This is a genomic window from Citrobacter sp. B72 (assembly GCF_016894305.1).
GTDB lineage: Bacteria > Pseudomonadota > Gammaproteobacteria > Enterobacterales > Enterobacteriaceae > Citrobacter > Citrobacter portucalensis.
Genome location: NZ_CP069801.1, coordinates 3,464,151 through 3,480,751 on the forward strand (window position 1 = coordinate 3,464,151; position 16,601 = coordinate 3,480,751).

Here is a 16,601-nt window from a genome sequence, read left to right on the forward strand (position 1 = left end):
GAATTGTTCGATCACCGCGATAGCAATATTCGTCTTGTTACACAGATTTATTAATCTGTGCATTTATTACAGGCCCTATCGCCTCAAATGAGGCAGGGGAAATAATATCAACATGCGCGCAATCCTGGCGGTAAACATCCAGACTGGATATCCACGGTAACCAGCTGCGTTCAGGACTGACACCCGGTACTAACGTGCGCTCAGCAACGAACAGCGTAGCGTGACCTGCAAACGGCACGCTGTGTGCCGTGGTGAGCAGGCGAACCGCATCGGCGTAGTTGCCTTCGATTGCGTTAAATAAAGCCTCTGACGCATTCCCCTGCTGCGCCGCCAGAAACGCTTCGCGTTCACGCTCGATCTCCGCCAGTACCGCTGGATCCAACCCATTGGCCTCTTTTTCTTGCCAGTTTTGCGTTTCCGGCGGCCAGGTATCCAACAGTCCGAGGAATGCAACCGTCTCTCCTCTGGCATGTAAGCGCGCGGCGATCCCCTGTGCCAGCGTGCCGCCCAGCGAATAACCTAATAAATAGTAAGGTCCGTGAGGTTGTTGACTGATCAACGTTGCCAGATGATGTTCGCATACCGCGTCGAGGTTTTCCGCCGTCTGCATAGGCCCATCCGGTCGTGGCGACTGAAGACCTACAATCGACCACTGCGGGCTGAGATATCGCGACAGCACGCTAAACTGCCAGGCAAAACCCGACGCCGGATGGAAACAGAACAGCGTTGGGCCGTGACTTTCACGCAGCGGCAGCAGTGCCTCAAATCCCATATGTTGCGACTGCTCATCATCAGTGCTCTCCAGTAGAGCACTCAGTTGTTCAACGGTAGAGGCCACCATAATCTGCCCCGGCGTCACCTGACGCTCAAAAACCCGGCTCAACTGTGCCGCCAGCTTCATCGCCAGCAACGAATGTCCGCCAAGCGCAAAGAAGTCTGCCGCCACGTCATTCACCTCGCAACCCAGCAAAGCCGCAAAAGACTGCGCGATGGTGGTTTCAGTCCCTGCTCGCGGCGCACGCCCGGAAGTACGCGACGTCAACTGCGGCATCGGCAGCGCTTTACGATCCAGTTTACCGTTCGCGCTAAGCGGCAGCTCCGCCAGCTGCAACAATACCGTCGGCACCATATGCGCAGGCAGTTTTTCACGCAGCTTTTCCCGCAACGCTGACGTATCCAGCGGTAAACCCGATTGTGACACCAGATACCCCACAAGTTGACGCGCATCGCCGCCTGTCGCCGCCGCCTGGTTGAATACGCAGGCGTGGGCAACGGCATGCTCGACATCAGGCAACTGCTGCATCACCCGGTCAATCTCGCCGAGCTCAATGCGTTGTCCGCGAATTTTAAGCTGGTCATCGCTGCGTCCAAGGTACTCCACCGCGCCATTTTCCAGCCAGCGCGCCACATCTCCGGTACGATACATGCGTTCGCCAGCGTTAAACGGATCGGCGATAAAGCGGCTTGCGGTCAGATCCGGACGGCCCAGATAACCTTGCGCCAGTTGGATCCCTGTCAGATATAAATCACCAGCCACGCCGAAAGGCACCGGGCGCATCATGGCATCCAGGATACGTAAACCGGTATTCCATACCGGATAGCCAATCGGCACGCTGTTGCCGGTTACAGCAGCAAGGTCTTCCCCCCAGGCCGGATACCAGCTCACATCAACCGCTGCTTCCGTTGGTCCGTACAAATTGTGCAGTGGCGCATGAGTTAACTGTTCCCACTCACGGCATAAATCTGCAGGCAAGGCTTCGCCGCTGCAAAATACCCGTTTCAGCGAGGCACAACTCTCCCGCGCGGTTTCCGGCGTCAGTGAAGCGACAAAAGCGGCCAACATAGAGGGAACAAAGTGCGTGGTCGTCACCCCATATTGGGCAAAGAACTGCTGCATCGCCAGCGGATCGCGGTGCGCCTCAGGCTCTGCCATTACCAGCTTTGCCCCGGCAATAAACGGCCAGAAAAACTCCCATACCGAGACGTCAAAACTGCACGGTGTTTTCTGCGCCACCACATCATCCGCGGTCAGCGAATAGTGATTTTGCATCCACAGCAGACGGTTAACGATGGCGGTTTGCCCAACCATCACCCCTTTTGGTCTACCGGTAGAACCGGAAGTAAAAATGATATAGGCAGTATGATTGGGCTGAGATAGCGCCAGCGGAGCAGCATCTTCTGCTGGCAGGGGCGAGTCATAGCACAGACTTTCCAGCCCAGGAATATCGCTAAAGCGCGCCAGTTGCTCATTGGTCGCGATCAACAATTTTGGCTTCGCGTCTTCGAGCATCATCCGCAGGCGATCGTCCGGGTATCCGGTATCCAACGGCAGCCAGGCTGCACCGGCTTCAACGATACCGTGCAGCGCCAGCGTCAGGAACACGGAACGCGGTAATGCCACGGCGACGCTGTCGCCAGGCTTGACGCCGCGTGCACGCAAAAGGCTCGCCAGCGCCACGACCTGCTGGCGCATTTCGCGATAGCTAAACTGATAGCGGGCATCGGCCAACGCCGGGGCATCCGGCGTTTTATCGGCCTGCTGTACCACCAGCGCGCTCAGCGTAGTGGACGGGATCTCGACGGTGGTGTGATTAATCTTCGCCAGCCGCTCATGTTCTGTTGGCAACAGCATCCCGGCGTCGCCGCAGCATAGCGCCGGATTGTCGGCAAACTGCTCGATAAGCCCGATTAAACGCGAGGCATGCTGCGCCAGCGTTTCTGCATCGTAGCGCTGTTTATTGGCCAGAATTTCAATACTCAGCCCACCGTTTTCATCCGGGAATAACGCCAGCTCAAGATCGTTCACCGGCCCTGTCGCCAGCGTGTGGGTTTGTGCCTGAACGCCGGGAATATTCAGCTGATAGTCGAATATTTTCACGTTCAGCACCGGGCCAAACAGCGGCTCAGCACCAGCTGCACGCCCGCTGTCGCGAACGATTTGTTCGGCATCATAACGTTGATGCCGACGCATTTTCTTCAACTGTCCGGCCAGCCGTTGTGCAAGCACAGGCAAGCTTTCTACCGCATCCAGCCTCACACCAAATGGCAGTACGTTTAAAACCGGTCCTGTGGAGGTCAACGCCGCCGACCCCATGCGCCGCATAAAGATAAACCCGGCGGCATAATCCATTCGGCTGCATAAACGTCCCAGCCACAATGCCACCAGCGCGAGGGCCAGATCCGCACGCTGAACGTCAGGCATACGTGCCGCAAGCCGACGAAACGCCCCTTCAGGCGCGGTTAACTTCATACGAATAATATCCGCGCTGGCCGATCGTCCCGGCAACGGATTGTTCGACAGCGAGGCAGGAGGCGGGAGTTGCTTTCGCTGCTCGCTCCAGAAAGCGCCGTCGCGTTGCCAGGCATCGCTTTGACGGTACTGTTGATACTCTTCCACCACCTCGGCGAACGGCGTAAAAGGCGAGTCTGGCGTAGGCTCGCCGTGTAGCCATGCGCGATAAATTGCGGCTATCTGGCGGGTAATGGCCGGAAAACTGAAGCCATCGACCAGCAAATGATGGTAACGCTGATACCAATACCAACGCTTTTCTCCCACCTGTATAAGCAGGTGAAAAACCAGCGGCTTATTGCCATCAGCACGTATGTCCTGCTGCAGGTCTGCCTGCATCAACGCACGCGCCGCCTCATGTGGATTGGATTTTTCGCGCAGGTCGATAATTTCAGGTTGCGCAAAGGCGAGCGCAGAATCCACCCATTGCCAGATCTCACCGTTATCTTCGCTAAACCGCATCCGCAGGGTATCGGCCTGCTCCAGGCCCGCCACAACGGCTTTCGCCAGCAACGACGCGTCCAGTTCGCCAGTTAACTCTACGTAGTGCGCCACGCTCCACGCCGAGGGCAATGTGGAGAGTTTTTCGGCCATCCAGATCCCCGGCTGAGCCGCCACTAACGGTAAACGCTGAGTCATGGAGCCTCCTGCACATCGACGTAGTTCGCGGTCGTAAGCGTAGTCCAGTTTGTTTCCAGCCATTGCTGGCAGGCTTCCTGGGATTGGGGTTCGCAAGCAATTTGCCAGCCAGCAGGAAGCGAGCACTGCTGCGGCCAAAGGCTAAACTGACGTTGGTGATTTTGCAGAATGTAAAACTGGCCCTGCGGATTATCGAAGGGGTTACTGAATTCCATACTCAACTCCTGTCGTGGAACATCGTCCGGTTAAATCGTGTCGGTAAGCGGTTGCCAGAGCGTCATTAGCCCTTGCATCAGACCGCCGCGCCAGCAAAGCGCATCGTGTCCGCCATCAACCTGACGCCAGAAAATAGACTGTGGTGCAGAAGGTAACTGGGCATATAACGCCTGATTAGCGCGATAAATAATGGGCTCGCGGATCCCCGCTTCCAGGACAATACGCAGCCCCTGAGCACTCACCTTCCCGCTTTTCAGTTGCTCGACGATCGCCCCGTCCTGATGACCACCGCGATGCGGCCACCAGTAAGAACCGGACTGGCTAAGCACACAGCCAAAGCGCGCGGGCCAGTTCAGCCCGGCATACAGCGATGACAACCCGCCAAAACTTTGCCCAGCCACCACGGTGCGCTGCGGATCGTCACTAAACGCGGTCGTTGTCTTCACCAGTGGTAATAGCTCCTCCTGCACCGCCAACCAAAAATCCGCATTACACGGTAGCTCATGGCTGCGGTGAGCCGTATCAATGGCATCAATCAGGAGATAAACGGCAGAAGGAAGGTGTCCGCGATGCGTGAGTGAAGTCAACGCAGGCCAGACCGGCATACTCTGTGCCCAAAACTGTCCGTCCAGCAGGATAGCCAACGGACGCGTTTCGGGTTGAGCATCGCCGGTGGTAAACACCCATACGCGACGCGTATTGCCGAGCCTGGCGCTATGCCATTGCAAGCAAACTGCGGGTGAATCTGGGTTTTCAGGTCGCACCCATCCAGGCTGTACGGGTGCCTCCGGCATTTCCAGCGCAGACACCGCGTGGCCACGACCACCCTGCCAGCTCAGCGAATTAAGGGGATCGGCAATGGCCTGTGGCAGCAATTGCCGCCAGCCTTCACGCAGCACGTTTCTGTCAGGTGCTTCGCCTGCCACAAGCGAGGAAAAGATATCGTTGCGCTCTGTTGGGATAAAACAATAGCTGCCACGCCAGTTGGCGCTGAGGGAAACACTCCAGCACCAAACATTTGTTCCATCAATGCGTCGCATCGACTGAGGGGGGGCATTTTGATGGTGGTCGGTGACGCCGGTGATATAAACCCAAACGCGATGGATGGCTGACTCATTTTCCGTTCCCTGCGGGTCACGCCACCAGAAGGTTACCCGATAATTTCCGTTGTCTTCACGCTCCCACTCCGGGCCTTTTTTCGACTGCCACCACGCCTCGCTTCCCATCTTTAACGTCGTCACAGCCATAACCCCATGTTTATTGTGAAATTTTATGATCTAGCGTGAAATATATTGATAATATTATTGATAACTATTTGCATTTGCAATAGCGTATTGTCGCGCTGTGGGAAGCGCGTACAGTTTTTCACCACTTATAAACCGACCTGGCGCTGCGTACTTTTTCTGGAATGGATAGTTTACGCAGATGCGGGCGACATCAGGCCAAATGCCGCACCACGGCACATTGGTACTCGTGGCTAAAAGAACAGCAGGACATACAATGAACAACAAGATTCATTCACTGGCCTTATTGGTCAATTTAGGGATTTACGGGGTAGCCCTGCCAGCAATGGCAGAAGATCAAACCGATAGCGTCGCTGTCTCTCCTGAAGACACCATCGTCGTTACCGCCGCCCAGCAGAACCTGCAGGCGCCGGGCGTTTCAACCATTACCGCTGATGAAATTCGTAAGAACCCTCCCGCTCGCGATGTGTCGGAAATCATCCGTACCATGCCTGGCGTTAACCTGACCGGTAACTCAACCAGCGGTCAGCGCGGCAACAACCGCCAGATCGATATTCGCGGCATGGGGCCAGAAAACACCCTGATTTTGATCGACGGTAAACCGGTTACCAGCCGTAACTCCGTGCGTCAGGGCTGGCGCGGCGAGCGTGATACCCGTGGCGATACCGCCTGGGTTCCACCGGAAATGATTGAGCGTATTGAAGTGCTGCGTGGTCCTGCCGCTGCACGCTATGGCAACGGTGCAGCTGGCGGCGTGGTGAATATCATCACCAAAAAGGGCAGCAATGAATGGCACGGCTCCTGGGATACCTATTTCAACGCCCCGGAACACAAAGACGAAGGTTCGACCAAACGCACCAACTTTAGCCTGAATGGTCCAATGGGCGGGGATTTCAGCTTCCGCCTGTACGGTAATCTTGATAAAACCCAGGCCGACGCATGGGACATCAACCAGGGCCATCAGTCAGAACGTACCGGCACTTACGCCAACACCTTACCGGCCGGTCGTGAAGGGGTGATCAACAAGGACATTAACGGCGTGGTGCGCTGGGATTTCGCCCCGCTCCAGTCACTGGAACTGGAAGCCGGTTATAGCCGTCAGGGCAACCTGTATGCGGGTGACACCCAAAACACCAACACCAACCAACTGGTGAAAGATAACTACGGGAAAGAGACCAACCGTCTTTACCGCCAGAACTACTCTTTGACCTGGAACGGCGGTTGGGATAACGGCGTCACCACCAGCAACTGGGTGCAGTATGAACATACGCGTAACTCCCGTACACCAGAAGGTCTGGCAGGAGGTACGGAAGGGATCTTCGACCCGAATGCGTCACAAAAATATGTCGATGCCGACCTGAATGACGTCATGCTGCACAGTGAAATCAGCATTCCGTTTGATCTGCTGGTGAACCAAAACCTGACGCTGGGTACTGAATGGAACCAGCAACGCATGAAGGACATGTTGTCCAATTCGCAGACCTTTATGGGCGGCGATATCCCCGGTTCGAGCAGCACCAACCGTAGCCCGTACTCAGACGCAGAGATTTTCTCCCTGTTTGCCGAAAACAACATGGAACTGACCGACAGCACCATGCTGACGCCGGGTCTGCGTTTCGACCACCACAGCATCGTTGGCGACAACTGGAGCCCATCTCTGAACCTGTCCCAGGGGCTGGGTGATGACTTCACCCTGAAGATGGGGATTGCGCGCGCCTATAAAGCACCAAGCCTGTACCAGCTCAACCCGAACTACATTCTGTACAGTAAAGGCCAGGGTTGCTACGCCACCGGTTCCGCGACCGGAATTGGTTGCTACATGATGGGCAACGATGACCTGAAGGCTGAAACCAGTATCAACAAAGAGATTGGTCTTGAGTTCAAGCGTGACGGTTGGCTGGCTGGGGTAACCTGGTTCCGCAACGATTACCGCAACAAGATTGAAGCGGGTACGGTACCGTTCGATAGAACATCTATCACCAACAAAGGGAAGACGACTTACACCGATATCTATCAGTGGGAAAATATTCCTAAAGCGGTGGTTGAAGGTCTGGAAGGGACGTTGAACGTACCGGTTAGCGAAACCGTTAACTGGACCAACAACATCACCTACATGCTGCAAAGTAAGAATAAAGAGACCGGCGAGCGCTTGTCGATTATTCCTGAGTACACGCTGAACTCAACGCTGAGCTGGCAGGCACGTGAAGATTTGTCGCTGCAGTCCACCTTCACCTGGTACGGCAAACAGCAGCCGAAGAAATACGATTACCAGGGTAAACCGGTAACCGGTAGTTCGGCGAGTGAAGTCAGCCCGTACAGCATCGTCGGCCTGAGCGCGACCTGGGATATGACGAAAAACGTCAGCCTGACCGGCGGCGTGGATAACGTCTTCGACAAACGTCTGTGGCGTGAAGGTAATGCCCAGACCACGGGCGATATTGTAACCGGGAACTATATGGCGGGCGCTGGCGCGAATACCTATAACGAACCGGGCCGGACGTGGTTCATGAGCGTAAACACCCACTTCTGATAAAACTTTCCCTCTCCTCGCTGCGAGGAGAGGGAAATTATAACTATCATGCACACCACGCACACACCGCTCACTTTCGCAGACCACACGCTGCACATTGTTGAGTTCGATCCCGACAGCTTCTATGAGCACGACCTGCTCTGGCTCCCCCACCACTCTCAGCTTCAGTCCTGTGGACGTAAGCGTAAAGCTGAGCACTTAGCTGGGCGTATTGCCGCAGTACACGCGCTGCGTGAATTTGGTCACAAAACCGTACCCGGCATCGGCGGGCAGCGACAACCGCTGTGGCCACAAACGTTGTTTGGCAGCATTAGCCACAGTGCGTCAACTGCGCTGGCGGTGGTATCGACGCATCCCGTCGGGCTGGATATAGAAGCTATTTTTACGCCACAAACCGCAGTTGAGCTGACTGACGGTATTATCGATAACCGCGAACGATCGATTTTGCATCATGCTGGTCTGCCCTTTCCGCTCGCCTTAACTCTGGCATTCAGCGCCAAGGAGAGCCTGTATAAGGCTTTTTCCACTCAGGCATCCGGGTTACCAGGTTTCACCAGCGCAAAAATTACCGCACTCACGAATCAGCAATTAACATTGCAAATCATGCCATCATTTTCGCCTAACCTCGCCAATCAGGAAATTAACGTGCATTGGTTTCAACGCGATTACCATGTCATTACTCTGTGCGACGTTACTTTTTAACAAAGTCACCAATCGCCAGATAGGTGGCTTTTGCTTCCTGCGGGACTTTATCCTCCAGCATCAGATAAGCATGCGTCATCCCAGGAAAGTGAACATGCTGTACGGGTATCCTCTCAGCTTGCAGTCTGGCGACAAAAGCAAAATTCTCATCCCGTAAAGGATCCAACCCACCACTGACTACCAGAGTGGGTGGAAAATCCTGGCTCAACGGCAGGTAAAGCGGAGACGTCTGTTTACGATCTTCTCCATTGCGGAAATATTGCTGAAAATACCAGCGTATTTTGCTTTCATCCAGTAGCTTTCCTGCGCCGTTCTCCTGCACCGACGGCCAGTTCAGCGTGTAGTCCAGGCTCGGATAAATCAGCACCAGGCGATGAATAAATCCTGGCTGCTCGCGGGAAAAGTAGGCCGCCAGCGTCGCACTAAATGCACCGCCACCGCTGTCGCCGATAAGCGTGAGTTGGCGAGTGTAAGGAATATGCTGACTTTCGAGCAGCGACCAGACGTTTTCTATTACGGCTTTAGCATCGGAAAGACCAGCCGGATACGGGTTTTCTGGCGCAAGTCGATAATCAACCGACACAACGATATTCCCTGTCGCCATCGCCAGATGACGGGCAACCGGGTCATACACTTCCACGGAACCGCTCAGATGCCCACCACCATGGATAAACAGCACCACCTTCGGCTCTCCGGTCAGTGCCGGGCGATAAATCCGTACCGGGATGCGACGCTCTCCGGTATCCACTTCCGTATTGATAATCGCCGCCATCGGTTCTGAGGTGGACACATTTGCTTTTGTCAGTGCTGCTAACCCTGCTCTTGAGCTGAGCGTGTCGTAGCAAAGGTTGGGATTGCGAGGTTGTGCGGCGAGTAAATCAGCCAGAAGCGCGGGCGGTGTTTGCGTCAGCGAGCCGTGTTCCTGTTGCCAGCGCTGTTGATAGCCTTGCTGTTGCATCTGCACAGTCTCAGCGTTGGCAGTCTCACAGGAAAAGCACTCTGCCATCGACTGGCGTTGCCGTCCGTTTTCATCAAAGTTCTCTGCGGCCAACCAGCGCTGTAACACGGCGTCACACTGGGGCCATTCGCTATCAATCATTGATAACCAGTCGCTGTCGCGATTACGCCCCTTGCGCACAATCTTCTGGCGAAAGCGACCTTCGAAGATAAACCCAAGGCGTTCCGCTGCCCGTCGAGAAGCGGTGTTCAGAGAATCGCATTTCCACTCCACGCGACGATAGCCCAACGCAAATGCCTGGCGTAACAGCAGCCAGATGCTTTCGGTGCCGAGAACCGTATTTTTCATACGCGGTGACCAGGTCACATGACCAATTTCGACCGAACCGTGCTCTCGTTCAATCGCCATAAAGCACACCAGTCCGACAGCTCGTCCTGAACGCTGTTCAATGACGGCATAGGGAACGAGAGATGCATCCGAGGATTTACCTTGCACCCAGCAAACTGCGGCCTCAACGCTTGTGGGGCGAGAGCTTGCAAGCCAGGTCCAGTCGCGATCGTCCGGCGCCTGCGCGTAGGCATCAAACAGATCGGCGGCATGGCTGTCGGCATCCAGGGGAACCAGTCGACAATATTGCCCTATCAGCGTTTCCCGTGGCAGTACGGCAGCGCCATTCCAGTCCGGCACGACATCGCCGACGGTCTGCCCATAAAGATTTATTTCCGGCACGATTCAACCCCAGTAGCGAAGTAAAAAATAGTTATAACACCGGCCATTACACCTTCAAAGCGTCACAAGGGTGATTTTGACGACGAACAGAAAATCAGCAGTCCTTCTATACTGATTAAAAATCAACGCGGAAGAGAGCCTTATGCCACTACCCGATTTTCATGTTTCCGACCCTTTTACGTTAGGCATTGAACTGGAAATGCAGGTGGTCAATCCGCCAGGTTACGACCTGAGTCAGGACTCCTCCCGGCTGATTGATGCCGTAAAACCGCAGCTCACCGCCGGAGAAGTGAAGCACGATATCACCGAAAGTATGCTGGAGATGGCGACCGGAGTTTGCCGAAATATCGACCAGGCTGATGCTGAATTGTCCGCTATGCAGCAGATAATTATGCGAGTTGCTGCAGAGCATCACCTCGCCATTTGTGGCGGTGGCACACATCCATTTCAAAAATGGCAACGTCAGGAAGTCTGCGATGACGAACGCTATCGGCGCAACCTGGAAAATTTTGGCTATCTTATCCAGCAGGCAACGGTGTTTGGCCAGCATGTGCATATCGGCTGCGCAAACGGCGATGATGCCATTTACCTGCTACACGGCCTGTCGCGATTTGTTCCCCATTTTATTGCGCTCTCGGCCGCCTCACCTTATATGCAGACCTCCGACACGCGGTTTGCCTGCGCGCGACTGAATATATTCTCCGGATTTCCCGATAATGGCCCGATGCCATGGGTGAATAACTGGCAGGAATTCGAGGGGCTATTCCGTCGACTGGCTTACACCAGCATGATTGATAGCATTAAAGATTTACACTGGGATATCCGCCCCAGCCCGCACTTTGGCACGGTAGAGGTTCGGGTAATGGATACACCGCTGACCCTTGATCATGCGGTCAATATGGCAGGACTTATTCAGGCTACCGCCCACTGGTTACTCACCAAACGCCCGTTCAAGCACCAGGAGCGTGATTACCTGTTGTATAAATTCAATCGTTTTCAGGCCTGTCGCTTTGGTATGGCGGGAATCGTCACCGACGTCAATACCGGCGACGGTTGCCGCCTGTCAGAAGACACATTGCGACTACTGGAGAATATCGCTACCTCTGCAGATAAAGTGGGTGCGACCAGCGCGATTGAAGCCTTACGCCTACAGGTTAAACATGGTCATGACGAAGCACAGAATATGCGTGATTTCGTGGCGGAAGGGGGATCGTTGAGTGGTCTGGTGAAAAAACATTGTGAGATTTGGGCGGGGTTGTAAGCGTGGGTATTTGCGTTGCCCGCTGAGATCCCGGACAATAGCTTTTTAACTCAAGTTTAACAATGTCATGAAACACCCGCTTGAATCACTGATGACTGCCGCAGGGATCCTGCTACTGGCTTTTTTGTCTTGCCTGCTGCTACCCGCCCCCTCACTTGGCCTGGTGCTGGCGCAAAAACTCGTCGCCATTTTTCATCTGATGGATCTCAATCAGTTTTATACTTTGCTGTTTTGCCTGTGGTTTTTACTGCTGGGCGTGCTTGAATATTTGCTGCTGCGCTTCATCTGGCGGCGCTGGTTCTCGCTGGCGGATTAGGCCCGCGAGAACCCTCTGCTGTTAATGCGTTCGGCTATGATTTTCTTTGCGATAAGCTCCCGGCGGCTGGCTGAACGTACGGGTGAAAATACGCGTAAAGGTCTGCTGCGAATCGAATCCGTATTTCAAACAGATGTCGTACACTTTCTGGTCGGTATCGCGTAGATCGCGCGCCGCCAGCAGCAGCTTGCGCTCGCGGATGTAACGCCCAAGACTTTCGCCTTTGTACTGCATAAAAAGACGCTGCAGGTGCCATTTGGAATATCCCGCATGGCGTGCAATATCATCAATGCGCAATGGCTGATTCAAATTATCATCAATCCATTCAACAATCGTATCAATTACCTGAGCAGAAATCGTCATCATGCTCTCCCCTGTATTCATTGTGTCACCTGTTGCCACCAGGCCGTAAACGGTTGGTCCGGTTCGGACAGTATTACCGGTTCACCCAGCATTGGCGTCAGCAGTCGGTAATCCTGATGACGGCTGGCAAGCGCCAGTCGTTTGTAAGGATCATCCCAGGTATGTTTCGCCAGAACGAAACGGCCGGCATGCCCTGGCAACACGGCTTTCGCATGCAGATCTGCCGCGGCCTGAGCCGTCTCTTCCGGCATCATGTGAATAAACTTCCAGTCCTGGTCATACTGACCGTTCTCCATAATCGCCAAATCGACAGAGCCAAACTGTTCGCCGATGGCTTTAAAATGCGGTCCATAGCCGGAATCGCCGCTGTAATAAACGTTCTGCGCCGGCGTTTCGAACATGAAGCTCGCCCATAGCGTTTGGTTGCGTTTGATACCGCGTCCCGAGAAATGACGAGCAGGCAGCACATGAACGATCAGCGAATCCGTCACTCTGACGGACTGATTCCAGTCCCGTTCTTCGATTATCTCGCTGCGCATCCCCCAGTAACGCAGATGCGACCCGACGCCGAGCGGCGTAATCACCCGCTTAATTTTCGGCATTAGCGCCTTGATAGTGGCGAGATCCAGATGGTCATAGTGATCGTGCGAGATGATGAGCAGGTCTATCTCCGGCATCGTCTGCGCAGTCCATGGATAATCACCGGCAAAGGCCTTGTTCAGGAACGAAAACGGTGCGGCATAATTGCTGAACACCGGATCAATCAGGATTCGTTGACCCGCCAGCTGTAAATACCACGAAGAATGGCCCAGCCAGACCAGGGTATCCTGCTGCGGCGAAAGCCCGGCGAGATCGGTCGCGACCATAGGTAACGGTTGTGCTGGTCGTGCATTTTCACGCTTAGCGACCAGAAACTCCCACCATGCCGCCAGCATGCCTTTGTTGCCGGTATAGCCCGGTGTCGGCACCTGGTTATGAAACTGTCCATCACGATAGTGCGGTGACTGTTCAACCTGACTCAGTTGTGCCCCTTGCGGTGCCTGACCAAACCCGGCATTGAGTACAAACGGTAAACTTGCAGCTGCAGCAATAAGCATAATAACAACCACACAAACTGTGAGACGCTTCATATCCTGACCTTAAACGCGCCCCCTTTCCGCTGGTTTGCGCGACTGACTCTTGATTATGAGTGAGTAAGCACTCATTATAGAAATCGAAAGTTCGCCGTCAAGATGATTTTCAATCTTTGACATTCGCCGTTGCGGTGCTGCAAAGGCCGTGATTCAATCATGTTTTTTACAGACTTAAGGGTAAAGTGTAGTGGCTCGTCCGAAGAGTGAAGACAAAAAATTGGCATTACTGGAAGCTGCAACCACAGCATTTGCACAATCAGGTGTTGCGGCCTCTACCGCCGTAATCGCGCGCAATGCAGGGGTTGCGGAGGGAACGTTGTTTCGCTATTTCGCGACCAAAGATGATTTGATCAACGAACTTTACCTCTTTTTAAAACACGATCTCTGCCAGTCGATGATGGCAAATCTGGATCGCTCAGTGACCGATGCCAAAACCATGACTCACTACATCTGGAATAGCTACATTAGCTGGGGTCTGAATCATACCTGCGGACATCGCACCATTCGCCAGTTGGCCGTCAGCGAGAAAATCAGTAAAGAAACAGAACAGAAGGCTGACGATATGTTCCCGGAACTGCGCGATCTTTGCCATCGCTCCGTGCGACCCGAGTTTATGTCGGACGAGTATCGCGCCTTTGGCGACGGGCTTTTTTTAACACTTGCAGAAACAACCATGGAATTCGCTGCCCGCAATCCTGCCCGCGCTGCTGAATACATTTCGCTGGGGTTTGAAGCCATGTGGCGCGCCCTGACTCGCGAGGAAAAATAATGGACGGAAAGACACTGCATGCCTGCGCAAAGCGCCTTGCGCTAGAACTGCCTTTCACCGAGCACTGCTGGCCTTTTGGCCCGGAATACGACGTGTTCAAGGTCGGCGGCAAGATTTTCATGCTGGTGTTTGAACATCACGGACGCCCGCTGGTTAACCTGAAATCCGATCCGCAAAAATCACTGTTAAATCAACAGATCTACCCCAGCATTGAACCCGGTTATCACATGAATAAAAAGCACTGGATCTCAGTCTATCCTGGTGACGATATTACCGAGTCATTACTGGCAGAGCTGGTGAATGATTCCTGGCACCGCGTCGTCGATGGCTTGCCGAAGCGGGATCAAAAACGCCTGCGTCCAGGTTGATTTATCGCTAACCCCGATAAGTGTTTTTGCATTTTCCTGTCTTATCTTTTTCCTGCTAACCCTGTACTCTGCTGAAACAAAACGCACCCGCAGGGTATGGAAAATCACCAGGAGTAGTTATGGATATTGTTTCTGTCGCCTTAAAACGTTACTCCACTAAGGCATTCGATCCTAATAAAAAACTGACCGCTGAGCAGGCCGAAAAATTAAAAACGCTGCTGCAGTTTAGCCCGTCCAGCACCAACTCTCAGCCATGGCACTTTATTGTCGCCAGCACTGACGAAGGTAAGGCGCGTGTGGCTAAATCCGCAGCCGGCAGCTTTGTATTCAACGAACGTAAAATGCTGGATGCTTCCCACGTCGTGGTGTTCTGCGCCAAAACGGCGATGGACGATGCGTGGCTGGAACGCGTGGTGGATCAAGAAGAAAGCGATGGTCGTTTCGCCACGCCTGAAGCGAAAGCCGCAAACCACAAAGGCCGCACCTTCTTTGCCGACATGCATCGCAAAGAACTGAAAGATGACAACCACTGGATGGCAAAACAGGTGTACCTGAACGTCGGTAACTTCCTGCTGGGCGTTGCGGCGATGGGCCTGGATGCTGTGCCTATCGAAGGCTTTGATTCAGCAGTCATGGATGCAGAATTTGGCCTGAAAGAAAAAGGTTTCACCAGCGTAGTGGTGGTTCCTGTGGGTCATCACAGCGTAGAAGATTTCAACGCCGCGCTGCCGAAATCTCGTCTGCCGCTGGAAACGACGCTGACGGAAGTCTAATCCTCCGCATTTGCATAAGCTCCGCACAGCGGTCATCATAGACCGCTGTTTATTAAGGAGACATTATGCAGGAATTGATATCTCAGGTAGAAGAACTCGGCATTGAAATAAATCACACCACCTCGCTGGTGATGATTTTTGGCATTATTTTTATCACCGCCATTATTGTTCACGTTATTTTGCACTGGGTGGTATTACGCGCATTTGAAAAGCGCGCCAACGCCAGCTCCCGCCTGTGGCTACAAATCATCACGCAGAACAAGTTATTTCACCGGCTGGCATTCACCCTGCAGGGTATCATTGTCAATATACAGGCCGCACTCTGGCTACAGAAAGGCAGCGAAGCTGCAGAAATATTGGTGAACTGCGCACAGCTGTGGATCATGATGTACGCCCTGCTGTCACTGTTTTCTCTGCTGGACGTTATTCTCAATCTGTCGCAAAAACTCCCTGCTGCGTCGCAACTGCCGCTAAAAGGCATATTTCAGGGCATCAAGCTAATCAGCGCAATCCTCGTCGGAATATTGATGATTTCCCTGCTGATTGGCCAGTCACCGGCAATACTGATAAGCGGTTTGGGTGCAATGGCCGCCGTGTTAATGCTGGTGTTTAAAGACCCTATTCTCGGTCTGGTGGCCGGAATACAGCTCTCCGCCAACGATATGTTAAAGCTTGGCGACTGGCTGGAAATGCCGAAATACGGTGCAGACGGTGCTGTTATCGATATTGGCTTAACCACCGTCAAAGTGCGCAACTGGGATAACACTATCACCACTATCCCCACCTGGTCACTGGTATCAGACTCTTTTAAAAACTGGAGCGGAATGTCGGCTTCAGGCGGTCGGAGAATTAAACGCAGCATCAGCATTGATGCCACCAGCATCCATTTTCTTGATGAGGATGAACGTCAGCGGCTGCATAAAGCCCACCTGCTGAAACCGTATTTAACCACACGTCACCAGGAAATCAGCGAGTGGAATCAGCAGTTAGATGCGCCTGAATCGGTATTGAATCACCGCCGGATGACCAATATTGGCACCTTCCGCGCTTATCTGAACGAGTATTTGCGTCATCATCCGCGTATTCGCAAAGATATGACGTTAATGGTGCGCCAACTTGCGCCAGACGATCATGGTTTACCGATTGAAATTTATGCCTTTACCAATACGGTGGTCTGGCTGGAATATGAAAGTATTCAGGCTGATATCTTCGACCATATATTTGCCGTAGTCGAAGAGTTTGGCTTGCGCATTCATCAGTCGCCTACCGGAAACGATATTCGTGCGCTGTCTGGCGCGTTTCAGCGATAAA

The 16,601-nt window shown here is 53.6% G+C and carries 14 protein-coding genes and 1 pseudogene; 8 read left to right on the plus strand and 7 right to left on the minus strand.

Features of this window, described 5'->3' with window-relative positions; all coding sequences use genetic code 11:
* Positions 1 to 37 precede the first annotated feature (37 nt).
* Genes entF through fes form a run of 3 tightly spaced genes read right to left on the minus strand, consistent with a single transcriptional unit; the run spans position 38 to position 5,391 of the window.
* Positions 38 to 3,928, minus strand: a complete 3,891-nt coding sequence (gene entF / locus JQN59_RS16625) for an enterobactin non-ribosomal peptide synthetase EntF (RefSeq protein ID WP_149607468.1) — start codon at positions 3,926 to 3,928, stop codon at positions 38 to 40.
* Entirely contained in the window at positions 3,925 to 4,143 is a 219-nt protein-coding gene (locus JQN59_RS16630; protein ID WP_137377139.1) for an MbtH family protein, read from the minus strand. The genes entF and JQN59_RS16630 overlap by 4 nt, the downstream gene beginning before the upstream one ends.
* A gap of 30 nt (positions 4,144 to 4,173) precedes the next feature.
* Entirely contained in the window at positions 4,174 to 5,391 is a 1,218-nt protein-coding gene (gene fes / locus JQN59_RS16635; protein ID WP_149607469.1) for an enterochelin esterase, read from the minus strand.
* 253 nt (positions 5,392 to 5,644) lie between these two features.
* On the opposite strand from fes, the gene JQN59_RS16640 reads away from it, so the two are divergent.
* Both JQN59_RS16640 and entD read left to right on the plus strand, forming a co-directional pair.
* The gene (locus JQN59_RS16640) at positions 5,645 to 7,918 is read left to right on the plus strand and encodes a TonB-dependent siderophore receptor (RefSeq protein ID WP_149607470.1); all 2,274 of its coding nucleotides are present in this window, start codon (positions 5,645 to 5,647) and stop codon (positions 7,916 to 7,918) included.
* A 48-nt stretch (positions 7,919 to 7,966) separates the two neighbouring features.
* Positions 7,967 to 8,620 carry an enterobactin synthase subunit EntD gene (entD, locus tag JQN59_RS16645; RefSeq protein ID WP_149607471.1) on the plus strand — a complete coding sequence of 218 codons (654 nt, stop codon included), beginning with the start codon at positions 7,967 to 7,969 and terminating at the stop codon, positions 8,618 to 8,620.
* Here entD and JQN59_RS26985 read toward each other — a convergent pair.
* Positions 8,610 to 9,626 (minus strand): alpha/beta hydrolase, encoded by a 1,017-nt coding sequence (locus JQN59_RS26985; protein ID WP_316254839.1) that lies wholly within the window; start codon positions 9,624 to 9,626, stop codon positions 8,610 to 8,612. The two genes, entD and JQN59_RS26985, sit on opposite strands and share 11 nt — an antisense overlap.
* Positions 9,618 to 10,307, minus strand: a pseudogene (locus tag JQN59_RS26990) (GNAT family N-acetyltransferase); the annotation flags it as partial. The pseudogene JQN59_RS26990 and the gene JQN59_RS26985, both read right to left, overlap by 9 nt.
* A 142-nt stretch (positions 10,308 to 10,449) precedes the next feature.
* On the opposite strand from JQN59_RS26990, the gene JQN59_RS16655 reads away from it, so the two are divergent.
* Positions 10,450 to 11,568 carry a YbdK family carboxylate-amine ligase gene (locus JQN59_RS16655; RefSeq protein ID WP_048226155.1) on the plus strand — a complete coding sequence of 373 codons (1,119 nt, stop codon included), beginning with the start codon at positions 10,450 to 10,452 and terminating at the stop codon, positions 11,566 to 11,568.
* 67 nt (positions 11,569 to 11,635) lie between these two features.
* Entirely contained in the window at positions 11,636 to 11,884 is a 249-nt protein-coding gene (locus JQN59_RS16660; protein WP_149607473.1) for a DUF1158 family protein, read from the plus strand.
* A gap of 21 nt (positions 11,885 to 11,905) precedes the next feature.
* Here JQN59_RS16660 and JQN59_RS16665 read toward each other — a convergent pair whose 3' ends face one another.
* Positions 11,906 to 12,247 (minus strand): RamA family antibiotic efflux transcriptional regulator, encoded by a 342-nt coding sequence (locus JQN59_RS16665; RefSeq protein ID WP_003021996.1) that lies wholly within the window; start codon positions 12,245 to 12,247, stop codon positions 11,906 to 11,908.
* A 17-nt stretch (positions 12,248 to 12,264) separates the two neighbouring features.
* Entirely contained in the window at positions 12,265 to 13,377 is a 1,113-nt protein-coding gene (locus JQN59_RS16670) for an MBL fold metallo-hydrolase (RefSeq protein ID WP_149607474.1), read from the minus strand.
* 190 nt (positions 13,378 to 13,567) lie between these two features.
* Between JQN59_RS16670 and JQN59_RS16675 the strand changes: the two genes are divergently transcribed.
* From JQN59_RS16675 to JQN59_RS16690, 4 genes are all read left to right on the plus strand, one after another.
* The gene (locus tag JQN59_RS16675) at positions 13,568 to 14,149 is read left to right on the plus strand and encodes a TetR/AcrR family transcriptional regulator (RefSeq protein WP_048214734.1); all 582 of its coding nucleotides are present in this window, start codon (positions 13,568 to 13,570) and stop codon (positions 14,147 to 14,149) included.
* Positions 14,149 to 14,517 carry an MmcQ/YjbR family DNA-binding protein gene (locus JQN59_RS16680; protein ID WP_103015062.1) on the plus strand — a complete coding sequence of 123 codons (369 nt, stop codon included), beginning with the start codon at positions 14,149 to 14,151 and terminating at the stop codon, positions 14,515 to 14,517. Before JQN59_RS16675 ends, JQN59_RS16680 begins: the two co-directional genes overlap by 1 nt.
* Positions 14,518 to 14,636: 119 nt before the next feature.
* Entirely contained in the window at positions 14,637 to 15,290 is a 654-nt protein-coding gene (gene nfsB, locus JQN59_RS16685; RefSeq protein WP_136391610.1) for an oxygen-insensitive NAD(P)H nitroreductase, read from the plus strand.
* A gap of 65 nt (positions 15,291 to 15,355) precedes the next feature.
* Positions 15,356 to 16,600, plus strand: coding sequence for a mechanosensitive ion channel family protein (locus JQN59_RS16690; RefSeq protein WP_128317217.1), 1,245 nt, complete (start codon positions 15,356 to 15,358; stop codon positions 16,598 to 16,600).
* The last annotated feature ends 1 nt before the right edge of the window (position 16,601 follow it).